The sequence below is a fragment of the Enterobacter asburiae genome (assembly GCF_008080435.1).
GTDB classification, from domain to species: domain Bacteria; phylum Pseudomonadota; class Gammaproteobacteria; order Enterobacterales; family Enterobacteriaceae; genus Enterobacter; species Enterobacter asburiae_C.
Map to the genome: position 1 here is coordinate 17,136 of NZ_VRKN01000001.1, position 13,383 is coordinate 30,518.

The following is a 13,383-nucleotide window of genomic DNA, read 5'->3' on the forward strand; positions in this document are numbered from 1 at the left end:
TCTCCTTAATGGCCAGAATGCGCGTCGTCAGCAGTTTCAGCGTGGCGCATGCGCTCCAGCGCACCGGTAATATTGGCCTCCGAGTCAATCAGGAACAGACCGCTGACCACCACCGACTCCCCCTCTTCCAGTCCGCTACCAATGCCGGACTGCTGCTGAGATTCATGCTGAACGTGGATCCTTTTTGGTACAAAATTCCCTTCCGCATCAACGGTAATGACGCGCTGTTCTTTGCCGGTATCAATAACGGCCTGGGAGGGGATCAGCAGCATTTCCTGACTTCGGGTATTCAGCTTCAGGTAAGCATTCATGCCCGGTTTCAGCAGCTCATCCCTGTTAGAGACCTGCAGGCGCACCTGCAGCGTACGGGTGGTTTGATCCACGCTCGGCAGAAGACTCCATTTTTCAACCGGGAAGGATTTATCCGGATAAGCCGGTATCGAAACAGCAAACTGCGAGGTATCTTTCAGCAGATAAGCAATGGATTCAGGCACTGCCGCGCCGATCCAGACCGGATCCATCCCCTGAATTTGCGCCACCACCTTATCTTTGGAAATATTCATGCCGGTACGCAGGTCAAAGGCCGTGATCACCCCGTCGATCGGCGCCCTGATGGTAAACCGGGTCTGGATGGTTCGTGTCGCACGCAGCCTCTGAATATCCTCATCCGGCATACCCGCCAGCCGAAGTCGTTCCAGGACCCCTTTTATTTGGGTCGGCGTTCCGCCGGTGCCGGATAACAGCAGAAACTCGCTCTGCGCCTCTACCCAGTCAGGAATGGTAATATCAATAAGCGGCGTGCCTTTCGTCACCTTATCGCCCGTCGTCAGCGGGTACACTTTCTCCACGAAGCCTTCCGCGCGCGCCTGCACAATGACAAACTGATAGTCGTTATAGCTGACGTTGGCCGGTATCGTCTGGGCATAATTCAGCGTTCCGCGCGTCACCTTTTGCGTTTTTAATCCCAGGTTCTGGACCTGAGTCGGGTCAACACGTATACCGGCGCTGCTTTTATTGTCGTTTTCATCCGCATATTTCGGCACCAGATCCATATCCATAAACGGCGATTTACCGGGTTTATCGAATTTTACGTCGGGTTTCATCGGGTCATACCAGAAAAGCACCTTTCTTTCAGCGACGCTATTTTCTGTTTTTCCAGATGAATGAAGAGTCTGCCATGCCGTCACCGATATCAGCCCTCCCGCAATAAGGCTGCTGACTATCATGGCAGCATATTTTATTTTTAAAGAGGCCATGCCGTTTCTCGCTATTTAATGCTCTTCAGTAAAGAAATATTGCCCTGCTGAACAAATGAAAAATCAACATGACTGCCGACTTTCAAGGCATTGATACTCTCGTCAACCTGAATAAAGGTGAAACGCATGGTCATCGCGGGCCAGCCAATCGCCGGGATCGCTTCATGAGAAATCGTGATTTTTTTATTCGTGAGATCAATGTCCTTCACGATGCCGGTCCCGGTGATGAGCTGCTCTGAGGTCCCTTCGCTGGCAGCACTCATCCCCTCGTGCTGATGGGTCTGAGCCTGGAGACCGGCAGAAAACACAATGGAGATCGCACCGAATACAACAGCCTTAAGTGAATTGCGCATGTTTATTTTCCTGTTTAATTAAATAACGTTATTCGACCCAACCGCCGCCGAGCGCGGTGAAGAGATTAATTTCATTAACCTGCCGGGCATAAATAAGGTCGAGAATATTTTGCTGTGTAGAAAACAGCGAACGTTCCGCGTCTAATACTTCGATATAGCTGACCGCCCCGCTGGAATATAACCCTCTGGCACGCTGCAGGGTGATGCGTAGCGAATCAAGATACCGTTGTTGCGCTGCAAGCTGCTGGTTGATGCTGTCCCGCAGCGCGAGCGCGTCGGCAACCTGTTTGAAGGCGGACTGAATTTTTTGTTCGTAATTAACAACCGACTGCTGCTGGCGAATTTCGGCCAGCTTCAGGTTGGCTTTATTCCTGCCCGCATTAAAAATGGGAAGTTCAATTTTAGGAATAAAATTCCACATCCCGCTCCCTGACGTGAACAGGCTGGACAACTCCGTGCTGCCTGTTGAAAGCCCGCTGGTTAGCGATATGGACGGGAAAAAAGCAGCGCGCGCCGCGCCGATATTCGCATCGGCCGCTTTAAGCTGATACTCCGCTTCCATAATATCCGGGCGCTGCAGCAGTATCGCTGAGGAAAGATGGGGAGGCAGTTTTACCGGCGCAACGTCGCTGGCGTTCAGGCCGCTGTTGCCCGGGAGCGCGCGATACGTGCCGAGGACCAGCTGCAGGGCATTATTGGCCTGCGCCAGCTCCCCCTCTCTTTTGGCAATCTCTGCCTGCGTGCTTTCGATCTGTCCCCGGGCCTGTTCCAGCGCCAGGACATTCGTACTGCCCGTCACCAGCTGCTGCTCAACGAACGCATAAGACTGCTGGTAATTTGTCAGCGTTTCCCGCGCAATACGCAGCTGTTTATACGCCAGCTGCTGGTTGAAATAGCTCTGCGACACGTTAGAGACGAGCAGGATATGCACCGCGCGACGGGCCTCTTCGCTGGCGAAATAGTTTTGTCGGTCGGCATCGCTCATGTTCCTCAGCTTGCCGAAGAAGTCGAGTTCATAGCTAAGCGCAAGGCCCGCGTCGTACTGCTGCGTGGTGGGTTTGTCACTTTTCAGACCACCGCTGTATGTGATACCCGAGGAGGCGTTCAACTGAGGATAACGATCCGCATCCGTCACGTTGAACTGCGCCCGGGCTTCCTCGACCTTCAGGGCGGCCATTTTTACATCGCGATTGTTGTTCAGGGCTTCCGTAATCAATCCGGCAACCTGAGGATCGACAAAAAAGCGTCGCCAGCCGGTGTCCTGATACCCCGCCGCTGCTGGCGTCAGGCCGTTACGGGAGAGCGAAAACTGCTGGGGTACAGGTGCTTCCGGTCGCTGGTATTCTGGGGCCAGGGAGACGCAGCCTGCCAGGATAAATACCGTACTGATGCTTAGTCGTTTTAACAGGAACATAACGGTTCAAATGAAGTCCAGAGTAGTTTTAGGGCTACTCTACGGAACGCATCCTGTTTGACGGGTGACAGGATAATGACAATGTTGTCATTTTTAGCGTAAGTCATTGTTAACGGTCGCAGGCTCACTAGAATGTCATCAGCAGCCAGTCAGGGGGGCACGATGAAAATACTGATCGTCGAAGACGAAATTAAAACCGGTGAGTACCTGAGCAAGGGGCTGACTGAAGCGGGGTTTGTTGTGGACCACGCGGATAATGGTCTGAACGGCTACCATCTCGCCATGACCGCTGAATACGATCTGCTGATTCTGGATATCATGCTGCCCGATGTGAACGGCTGGGACATTGTCCGCATGCTCCGCGCCGCCGGCAAAGGAATGCCCATACTGTTACTCACGGCTCTCGGCACGATTGAACACCGGGTTAAAGGGCTTGAACTGGGCGCTGATGATTACCTGATTAAGCCTTTTGCCTTTGCTGAACTGCTCGCCCGGGTCAGAACGCTGCTAAGGCGCGGAAATACGGTGATCGCAGAAAGCCAGCTTCAGGTAGCAGACCTGACGGTTGACCTCGTGTCGAGAAAGGTAAACCGGGCCGGAAGTCGCATCCTGTTAACCAGCAAAGAGTTCAGCCTGCTGGAGTTTTTCATGCGTCATCAGGGAGAGGTGCTTCCACGCTCCCTGATTGCCTCCCAGGTGTGGGACATGAATTTTGACAGCGATACAAACGCAATTGATGTGGCGGTAAAGCGGCTTCGTGCAAAAATCGATAACGATTATGAACCGAAGCTGATCCAGACGGTGCGCGGCGTGGGCTATATGCTGGAGGTGCCGGATGCACGTTAATCTCCCCAGGCGCCCTTTTTCGCTTGCCCTGCGGCTGACCTTTTTTATCAGTCTCTCCACGATACTGGCCTTTTTCGCGTTTACCTGGTTTATGCTCCATTCCGTTGAAAAGCATTTTGCCGAGCAGGATATCAGCGATCTGCAGCAAATCAGCACCGCGATGCACCGCATACTGCAATCGCCGGTCGATCCCGATCAAAAGAAAATCAGCAAGATCAAAGAGTCGATTGCCAGCTACCGCAACGTGGCCGTCCTGCTCCTGGATCCGCAGGGAAATACCCTGTTCAGCTCGGCGCAAGGGGCGGCACTGGGCCCTGCGATGAACACGGCGGATTTTAGCGAACACCGTCGCACACAGGATGTGTTTCTCTGGACGGTTGAAGACCCTGCCGCAAACATGCACGCCGGGTCCGACATGAAAATGGAAACGTACCGGATTATCGCCTCTTCAGGAACGGCAACGCTGCAGGGCAAAACGCAGGACTACGTCATGCTGATCGGGCTCTCCATTAATTTTCATCTGCACTACCTTGAGGCGCTAAAAAAGAATCTCCTGGCGATTGCCACGGCGATCAGCCTGCTGATTATCCTTGTCATTCGCATCGCGGTTCGTCAGGGACATTTGCCCCTGCGTAACGTCAGCAACGCCATTAAAAATATCACTTCAGAAAACCTGGATGCGCGGCTGGAGCCGTCCCGCGTGCCCGTTGAGCTGGAACAGCTGGTCATCTCCTTCAACCATATGATCGAAAAAATTGAAGATGTGTTTACCCGTCAGGCGAATTTTTCCGCCGATATCGCGCATGAAATCAGAACCCCCATCACCAACCTGGTGACGCAAACGGAAATCGCGCTGAGCCAGAACCGCTCACAGAAAGAGCTGGAAGATGTTCTTTACTCCAGTCTTGAAGAGTACAACCGGATGACCCGGATGGTCAGCGACATGCTTTTCCTGGCACAAGCGGATAATAATCAGCTCATCCCTGACCGGGTGATGTTTGATTTAAGTGCCGAGGTGATGAAAGTCTTCGATTTCTTCGAAGCCTGGGCGGAAGAACGCAACATCACGCTGAAATTTAACGGGATGCCCTGCCTGATAGAAGGCGATCCTCAGATGTTCAGAAGAGCAATGAATAATCTGCTCTCCAATGCCCTGCGCTATACGCCAGCAGGGAAAGCGGTGACGGTCTCCATCAGAAATCAGGATAACGTCGTTGAACTGATGATAGAAAATCCCGGTACGCCGATCCCGCACGAGCATCTGCCAAAGCTGTTTGACCGTTTCTATCGCGTCGATCCGTCCAGGCAGCGCAAAGGCGAAGGCAGCGGGATCGGGCTTGCCATCGTGAAGTCCATCGTCACCGCGCACCACGGAAAAGTCCGCGTGGAATCGGATGGGGTCTCGACACGCTTCATCCTCTCCGTGCCGGGAAAAGTGACCTGAGGCGTCAGCGTACAGGCCGACACACTTCCAGTACTTTTTCCCTGAGCCATCGATGCCCCGGCTCCCTTTCCATCCGCGGATGCCACATTTGTGACACCGTAATGGTCCGGGTTTTAAACGGCAGCTCAAAGACGTGTACGCGCTCGTTCATCGGCTGATTGAGCAAGTACAACGCCGGCACCATGGCAATCAGATCGGACGCCAGCGCCACGGATAACGCCGTCGGAAACCCGGGCACCACGCTGGCGATCTTGCGTTTCATCCCCCGTTCCGCCAGCGCGTCATCGACAAACCCGTGTAACGATCCGTCCGGTGAGGCCACCACATGGCCCCACGCGATATAATCGTCAAGGCTGACATCAGGCTGTGATGACAGCGGATGCCCCTTGCGCACCGCGCCAACAAACCGATCCTGAAAGAGCCTTTGCAGCCGTATTTCAGGCCCCATATTGCTCTGCACGCCGATCTCCAGGTCGACAAGCCCCTCGCGCAAGTAGCGCGACGTTTTTTCAGGTTTCGGCGAGAAGCGGATGCATACCCCGGGCGCAACGCTCGCCACCGCCGCAATCAGCAGTGGCCCAAACGCCACCACAAAACCGTCGTTGGCTCTGATGGTAAACAGCCGTTCGAGACTTTCCACCTTCAGCGTGTCGGTGGAGGGCTGAAGCACAGCCCTCGCCTCATGCACGGCGCTTCTGGCGCGATCCCGCGTGGCTTCGGCCCAGGGCGTCAGCACCATATGACGCCCGGCGCGCACCAGAATAGGATCGCCGGTCACCTCCCGCAGCCTGCTCAGGGTGCGGCTCATGGCGGAAGTGCTCAGGTTCAAACGTCGCGCCGCGCCCGCCACGCTGGCTTCTGCGAGCAGAATGTCGAGTGCAACCAGAAGGTTAAAATCAGGATCGGACACGATGACTCCTCAGATAAGGCGTTATATGCAACGATTAAGTGCAACTGATGCGTCTTCCGCCCTGTATACCGCATGATTATAGTTTCGTCATCACTATTCTTATCCGGAGTCACGACGATGACGCTATTTTCAAACCAGCCCGGCGATGAAGGTTTACCCGGGCATGAACGCGCCAGGGTGATGGCCGCCGTCATGACCACCACGCTGATGGGCGTCTTTGACGGCACCATGATCAACATCGCGCTGCCCTCCATGGCAAGGGCGATGCAGGTTCCCGCGAACGTGGCGGTCTGGTTCGCCAACGGTTACCTGCTGTCAGCAGCAATGACGTTAGCCATCTTCGCTGCGCTGGCGGCGCGCGTGGGCTACCGCCCGGTTTTTCTGGCCGGGCTTGCCACCTTCACGCTCACCTCGCTCGGCTGCGCGCTGGCAAAAACGCCGGAAATGTTAACCGGGATGCGTATTCTGCAGGGCATCGGCGGCGCGGCCACCCTGAGTATCGCCCCGGCCATCCTGCGATCCGTTTTTCCGGGTCGACTGCTTGGCCGCATTCTGGGACTGCACGCTCTGCTTATCGCCTCCAGCACGGCGATTGCCCCTGTACTGGGCGGAACCCTACTGGACGCGCTGAGCTGGCAGTGGTTGTTCGCCATTAACATTATCCCGGGCAGCATCGCCCTGCTGCTGGCATGGCGGGCATTACCGCGCGAAACGTCCGTTGACCGCTCACCCTTTGATGCGCCGGGCGCTGTGCTCTCCGCCGTGCTGTTAGGTTCGACAATCATGATGGCCAACAGTCTTCAGCGCGTGACGCAACACATTAACCTGGAGGCTGTATGCTGGGGACTTCTCGCTCTGGTCAGCGCCCTCGCCTTTATCTGGCGTATTCGGCGCGCACAAAGTCCCATACTGCCGCCCGTGATGTTCAAAAACGGACGCTTTACCCTCGCCGCCCTGACCTCGCTGGCCTCGTTTGTGAGCCAGGGCATCACCTTTGTCGCGCTGCCGTTCCTGTTTCAGAGCGTATATGGCTACAGCCCGGTGGTCTCCGCGCTGCTGTTCACCCCGTGGCCGATTGGCATCGTGCTGATAGCGCCGCACGCGGGGCGTTGGGCAGATACGGTTTCCGCACCGCTGATCTCGACAATCGGGCTGATGATTTTTGTCGGTGGACTGGTCCTGCTGGCGACATTGCCGGACAGCCCTTCCGCATGGAATATCTGTCTGCGCAGTCTGGTTTGCGGGATTGGATTTGGGTGCTTTCAGAGCCCCAATAACCGGGAAATGCTCTCTAACGTGGCGCGGGAACATGCCAGCTATGCCTCCGGCGTGTTGTCTATCGTCAGGACATTCGGCCAGTGTCTCGGTGCCGCCGCGGTGGGCGTACTGCTGGCCGCGACAACCGGGGGCGACCATCAAACGCTTGATGACCGGGCCGTGCATTTTGCGTTGTGGCTAGCCGTCATCGCCTCGACGGGATCGGTCTTGTTTAGCGTGAGCAGGCTGCGCCCTGCGGTTCGGGCATCAGCCTGATTCGCCCGGCGGCGCTACGCTTGCACAATGTAGGCCGGGTAAGCGCAGCGCCACCCGGCAAAAAAGACGACTCGTTTGTTTACTCCAGCGCCAGCAGCGCAAAGCTAGCCAGCCAGTGTCCGCCGCTGTAGTGGCTGCCGACCACATGTTCTACGCTCGCCTCCAGGTGTTTCGTCATAGCATCACGCAGCGCCTGCTGCGACGGATGGTTAGCAGGTAGCGCTTTGGCAATATGCTTCATGCACCAGGCGCGGCTGAGGTTTAACCCATCGAGATGGGCGATTTTCGGGTCAGTACGATCGCTCACTTCCGCCGGGTTCATCAGCGCCGCAACGGAGCCGACATCCGGCAGAAACGCGTCAAACCAGGCCGGGAAGTCTTCCAACACCTTGCTCATCAGCAGCGCTTCCGTCAGCGCCCCGGAAATATACTCATCACCGCCGGGTTCGTAGTGCGCCGGATAGCGCGTGTCGGCGAGATAAAACCGCTCCGCCGCCGTCACAATCGCCTGCTCAAGCGCGCTATCTTCTACGGCCCGGGCATAATCCAGCCCAAGCGCCAGGGCAAACGCGGTGTTGTAGTGCGTCCCGACGCGGATCGGATAGGTCAACTTGCTGAGGTAATCCACCAGCCGGTTGCGAATATCCTGGGTTAACGGCTCAAGCATCTGGTACCAGCCTGCGGCCTGCGGCAGCGACGACTGTTTTAGCTCCTGGGCCAGCGCCAGCAGCCAGCCGTAGCCATACGGGCGCTCAAACGAGGCGCGGAACGGCGCGGTGAAATAGGCCAACTCCTTCGCCACGTTATCTTCCGTCAGGTGCTCGTCGAAAAGCGCGACGATCGCGTCCCTGCACGGCAGTTTCGGGTAGCGGCGCACGCAGCGCAGCAGCAACCAGTAGCCGTGCACCGCCGAATGCCAGTCGAAACAGCCGTAGAAAATCGGATGCAGTTCGCGAGGCGGCAGAACATCGCCATCATCATTCAGCAGGTGCATGATGTGGTTCGGGTATTCCTGGCGCAAATAGGTCAAAGGCATTCGGGCAAACGCGTCAGCCTGATGTTGCGTTAATTCCATAACCGCTCCTTAGCGAAACACGAGGAAATACATTAGGAACACGTTCACCACCAGCAGGGTTAACGCGGTCGGTATCTGGATCTTGATCACCTGATATTTGTCTTTCAGCTCCAGCAGCGCGGCGGGAACAATATTGAAGTTCGCGGCCATCGGCGTCATCAGCGTGCCGCAATAGCCCGCGTACATGCCAATCGCCAGCAGCGGCGCCGGGTTCCCGTGATGCACGTTGATCAGGAACGGTAAGGCGATACCGGCGCTTAATACCGGGAAGGCCGCAAAGGCATTCCCCATGATCATGGTAAACAGCGCCATCCCCACGCAGTAAATCACCACCAGCATAAACCGGTTATCCGGGTTAACGAAAAGGCTCACCACCTTCTGTACCGAATCGCCGGTATTGGCCGCCACGAACACGCCGCCGAGCATGGCCAGCATCTGCGGCAGGATCACCGCCCAGCCGATGGTATCGACAAGACGACGAGACTGACGAATGGCATGCAGCGGTGTGCCTTTGGTCAGCCACCAGCCGGTGAGGATCGCCGCGACGCAGGCCACGCACAGCGCCGCCAGGGTGAGCTGTTTCTGATCGAGCAGGAACACGCCGCCAATCGACACGCCCTTCAGGAACAATGTCCCGATCACGGTCACCACGGGGATCATCAGCGCCGGTAAGAACAGCCAGTTTTTGAGTCGATTCGACGACGCGACGCGCGCCTCCTCGGTGGACATTTTATAATGCCCTTTCCCGACGAGACCAAAACCCGCCAGCAGCGCGATAACGATGACACCGCCGCCAATGATCCGGTACGCCAGCGATTTACCCAGTTCCTGCACCATCAGGTCGCCAAACAGGAAGATCCCGCCGAATAAAAACCAGAACAGCGCCGTGGTAAAGCGTTTAGGGTTGGCGCGATCGCGCAGGGTCATCACAACCAGCAGCATCACGACAAAGCCGATCAGGTAGTACACGCGGTTAATGGTGATAAGCGTCATCATTGCGCGGCCTCCTGCGTGCCCTGCTCTGCACGCCAGGCCATGACGTCGCGACGGATGCTGGCATCAAGGCGCAGCAGGCGCGTCATATGAATAATCAATGCCGCAATGGCGGTTGGGATGGCCCACAGGCCGATATGCAGCGGTTCGATGCCCGGAATACCGTTCTCTTTCAGAAACGCGTCAATCAGCAGAACCGCGCCAAAGGCAATAAAGATATCTTCTCCAAAGAAGACCGCGATGTTGTCACACGCGGCGGCATGGGCTTTGATTTTGTCGCGGATGTGCTGCGGCAGCTCGCCGTATTCGTTCAGCGCGGCCCCTTCGGCCATCGGTGCCAGCAGCGGGCGCACCGTCTGGGCATGACCACCCAACGACATCAGCCCCAGCGCGGCAGTGCCTTCACGCGCGACAAAATAGAGCATCAGAATACGCGCCGAAGTGGCACTGGCGATCTTCGCCACCCAGGCCTGGGCACGCTCCTTGAGCCCGTAATATTCCAGCAGACCAATCACCGGCAGGATCAGAATGAAGGTCGCCAGCGAGCGGCTATTCACGAACTTTTCGCCAAAGGTCTCCAGCAGCATCCCGAAATCCATACCGACCAGCAGACCCGTCGCCAGCCCCGCCACCACGACCACCAGTAGCGGGTTGAAGCGCAGTGCAAAACCAATAACCACGATCGGTATCCCGATCAGCGGCAACAGCGTAGTACCGTCCATAACGTTTACCCTATCCAAAGTGAGCGTTGCGCGCCGACGGCTATTTTTTTAATTTGCGGCGAGCGATGTTGTGTTTTTCGTCAGGTTTCGCAAAACCTGCGCTAAAAAGCTATATCTGAACCTCAAAAACATGTAAACAAATTATCAATAAAATGTTCTTATTTTATCGATGAGTTTACATTTCTGGCTAAGGAACGTTATGACCTCGAAAAAGAGTGCTTCACCCGATCGCGATGATATCAACGACGGCCGGATCGTCTCTTCCCGCCATCTGGTGTCCGAGCGCTGCGCGGAACTGTCAGAGCTGGAGTACGCGCTGATCATGACCAGCAACGCGTTCAATAAATGGATGGTGCGCTGCATGACCGCAGCCGGCGAACCGGATATGGGCGCATTTGACGTCTCTCTGCTGCATCATGTGAACCACCGCGACCGCAAGAAAAAGCTGGCCGATATCTGTTTCGTTCTCAACGTGGAAGATACCCACGTGGTGACCTACGCCCTGAAAAAGCTGGTCAAAGCGGGCTACGTGACGAGCGAGAAAGCGGGCAAAGAGCTCTTTTTCTCCACTACCGGGGAAGGGAAAGCGTTGTGTATGAAATACCGGGACGTGCGGGAAGCGTGTCTGATCGCTATCCACGCGGAGAGCGGCATTGCCGGGAAGTCGATTGGCGAAACCGCGCAGCTGTTACGCACGATCTCCTCCCTGTATGACACCGCCGCCCGCGCGGCGGCATCACTCTAAATTACGGACGTCTGAAGAGGGTAATACTGCGTCCGGCCAGTTCGTATTCTACGGTGTCGGTGATCGCTGTCCCGGTGGCAGCGTCATCTGCCGTAGACAGTTCCAGCACCCATCCCCCTTCGCCAAACTGCGGGATCTGGAACGGCACGGTGCCTTCAAACGGGTTGAACAGCATCAGTACATCGTGCCAGATGCCGTCCTCCTGCCTGAGATCCGGTCTGCTGATGGAAACCCCGAGCGTCGAACCTTCATCCCACTGCTCGGCCTGCTGCGGGCCGCCTCCGGCATTGAACCAGCGGATCTCCAGCCCGTCACGCCAGCTTTCACGACGCAGCAACGGCTGTTGCGCACGAAGGGCAATAAGCCGTCGGGTAAACTCGCGCAGCGCCGCGTCGTTTTCGGATAGCCCCTTCCAGTCGATCCACGAAATCTCACTGTCCTGACAGTAGCCGTTGTTGTTGCCCTTTTGCGAGCGGCCAAACTCATCCCCCGCCAGCAGCATCGGCGTGCCGTGAGAAAGCAACAGCGTGGTCAGGAAATTACGTTTCTGCCGCTCCCGGGTCGCGATGATATCGGGATCGTCGGTTGGGCCTTCCTCGCCGTAGTTGTACGAACGGTTATCGTTGTGGCCGTCATTATTCTCTTCACCATTATCAGCGTTATGCTTTTCGTTGTAAGACACCAGGTCATTCAGCGTAAAGCCGTCGTGAGCGGTAATGAAGTTGACGCCGGCCCACGGACGACGCCCGCGCAGATCGTACAGATCGCCGGAGCCGAGCAGACGCGCGGCGAAATCGTTGGAGACATTATCGCCCTTCCAGTACTCGCGAACGGTATCGCGGTATTTGTCGTTCCACTCCCCCCAGCCCGGCGGGAAACCACCGACCTGATACCCACCGGGACCGATATCCCAGGGTTCACCAATCAACTTGAGTCTGGATAACACCGGATCCTGAGAGATGGCATCGAAGAAACCGCCGCGCGGGTCAAACCCCTCAGGCTCGCGCCCCAGTATCGTCCCGAGGTCGAAACGAAAACCGTCAATATGCATCGATTCCGCCCAGTAGCGCAGCGAATCCATCACCATCTGCAGCACGCGCGGGTGCGAGGTGTTGACCGTATTTCCCGTCCCGGTGTCGTTGATGTAATACCGGTGCTGGTCCGGCAAGGTGCGGTAATAGCTGTAGTTATCAATCCCTTTAAACGAGAGCGTGGGGCCAAGCTCGTTCCCTTCCGCCGTGTGGTTGTACACCACGTCCAGAATCACCTCAATGCCCGCATCATGATACGCGCGTACCATGTCGCGAAAGCCCTGGATCCTCGCCGGGCCGTAGTAGCGCGACGCAGGAGCAAAAAAGCCGAGCGTGTTATAGCCCCAGAAATTCTTCAGGCCACGGTCGAGCAGATGCTGGTCGTCCGGAAACCAGTGAACCGGCAGCAGCTCCACCGAGGTGATGCCAAGACTCTTGATGTAGTCGACCGAGGCTTTATGTCCCATCCCCTCAAACGTCCCGCGCAGCTCGGACGGAATGGCCGGGTTCATCTGGGTAAAGCCCTTCACGTGGCTCTCATAGACAACGGTATGCGGCCAGGGCACGTTTGGCCGGTTGTTGTCCTGCCAGTCAAAGGCGTCCGGGTCAATGACCTTGCATTTCGGCGTGAACGGCGCGCTGTCGCGCGTATCAAAACTGAGATCCCGTTCATCATGCCCCAGCTCATAGCCGAAATGGGCGTCGTTCCAGTCGATATCACCCACCAGTTCACGGGCGTAGGGGTCGATAAGCAGTTTATGCGGGTTGAAGCGGTGACCGTTTTCCGGATCGTAGGAGCCATAGACGCGATAGCCATACAGCGCACCGGGCCTCAGATCGGGCACATAGCCGTGCCAGACCTCATGGGTATATTCCGGAAGCACCAGCCGGACGATTTCCGTTCTCCCGGACGGGTCAAACAGACAGAGCTCCACCCGCTCAGCGTGGGCGGAAAACAGCGCGAAGTTGACCCCTTTCCCGTCATAATTCGCGCCCAACTGTTGGCCATGACCGGCCCGAATTTCAAACGTAGTATCCTTTGCCATTTTCGTTCTCCACGA

12 protein-coding genes are annotated in these 13,383 nt (G+C 56.6%); 4 read left to right on the top strand and 8 right to left on the bottom strand.

From position 1 onward, the window contains the following. Nucleotides 1–5: 5 nt before the first annotated feature. The 3 genes from FU672_RS00095 to FU672_RS00105 are packed head-to-tail and all read right to left on the bottom strand — an operon-like array spanning nt 6 to nt 3,023. On the bottom strand, nt 6–1,256 hold the full coding sequence (locus FU672_RS00095) for an efflux RND transporter periplasmic adaptor subunit (protein ID WP_148241670.1): 1,251 nt from the start codon (nt 1,254–1,256) through the stop codon (nt 6–8). An 11-nt stretch (nt 1,257–1,267) separates the two neighbouring features. Beyond that, entirely contained in the window at nt 1,268–1,609 is a 342-nt protein-coding gene (gene cusF, locus FU672_RS00100) for a cation efflux system protein CusF (RefSeq protein WP_148241671.1), read from the bottom strand. 28 nt (nt 1,610–1,637) lie between these two features. After that, entirely contained in the window at nt 1,638–3,023 is a 1,386-nt protein-coding gene (locus FU672_RS00105) for an efflux transporter outer membrane subunit (protein WP_148241672.1), read from the bottom strand. Nucleotides 3,024–3,185: 162 nt separating this feature from the next. Here FU672_RS00105 and FU672_RS00110 point away from each other — a divergent pair, with 162 nt between their 5' ends. After that, on the top strand, nt 3,186–3,869 hold the full coding sequence (locus FU672_RS00110) for a copper/silver response regulator transcription factor (RefSeq protein WP_148241673.1): 684 nt from the start codon (nt 3,186–3,188) through the stop codon (nt 3,867–3,869). Continuing rightward, nucleotides 3,859–5,313, top strand: coding sequence for a Cu(+)/Ag(+) sensor histidine kinase (locus tag FU672_RS00115; protein WP_148241674.1), 1,455 nt, complete (start codon nt 3,859–3,861; stop codon nt 5,311–5,313). Before FU672_RS00110 ends, FU672_RS00115 begins: the two co-directional genes overlap by 11 nt. Before the next feature lie 4 nt (nt 5,314–5,317). Here the strand turns inward: FU672_RS00115 and FU672_RS00120 are convergent, their stop codons facing one another. Further along, nucleotides 5,318–6,223 carry a LysR family transcriptional regulator gene (locus FU672_RS00120; RefSeq protein WP_148241675.1) on the bottom strand — a complete coding sequence of 302 codons (906 nt, stop codon included), beginning with the start codon at nt 6,221–6,223 and terminating at the stop codon, nt 5,318–5,320. Nucleotides 6,224–6,340: 117 nt separating this feature from the next. Here FU672_RS00120 and FU672_RS00125 point away from each other — a divergent pair, with 117 nt between their 5' ends. Beyond that, complete coding sequence (locus FU672_RS00125; RefSeq protein ID WP_148241676.1) at nt 6,341–7,756, top strand: MFS transporter; 1,416 nt, start codon at nt 6,341–6,343, stop codon at nt 7,754–7,756. Nucleotides 7,757–7,835: 79 nt separating this feature from the next. On the opposite strand, the gene FU672_RS00130 is transcribed toward FU672_RS00125, so the two are convergent. From FU672_RS00130 to FU672_RS00140, 3 genes are read right to left on the bottom strand one after another with little or no spacing between them, the layout of a single operon-like run. Beyond that, nucleotides 7,836–8,831 (bottom strand): DUF2891 domain-containing protein, encoded by a 996-nt coding sequence (locus FU672_RS00130; protein ID WP_148241677.1) that lies wholly within the window; start codon nt 8,829–8,831, stop codon nt 7,836–7,838. 9 nt (nt 8,832–8,840) lie between these two features. After that, entirely contained in the window at nt 8,841–9,827 is a 987-nt protein-coding gene (locus FU672_RS00135) for a DUF979 domain-containing protein (protein WP_148241678.1), read from the bottom strand. Further along, on the bottom strand, nt 9,824–10,546 hold the full coding sequence (locus FU672_RS00140) for a DUF969 domain-containing protein (protein ID WP_021240145.1): 723 nt from the start codon (nt 10,544–10,546) through the stop codon (nt 9,824–9,826). Before FU672_RS00140 ends, FU672_RS00135 begins: the two co-directional genes overlap by 4 nt. A gap of 199 nt (nt 10,547–10,745) precedes the next feature. On the opposite strand from FU672_RS00140, the gene FU672_RS00145 reads away from it, so the two are divergent. Then, nucleotides 10,746–11,291 (top strand): winged helix DNA-binding protein, encoded by a 546-nt coding sequence (locus FU672_RS00145; protein WP_148241679.1) that lies wholly within the window; start codon nt 10,746–10,748, stop codon nt 11,289–11,291. Nucleotide 11,292: 1 nt separating this feature from the next. Here the strand turns inward: FU672_RS00145 and glgX are convergent, their stop codons facing one another. After that, on the bottom strand, nt 11,293–13,368 hold the full coding sequence (glgX, locus tag FU672_RS00150) for a glycogen debranching protein GlgX (RefSeq protein ID WP_148241680.1): 2,076 nt from the start codon (nt 13,366–13,368) through the stop codon (nt 11,293–11,295). Between the last annotated feature and the right edge of the window lie 15 nt (nt 13,369–13,383).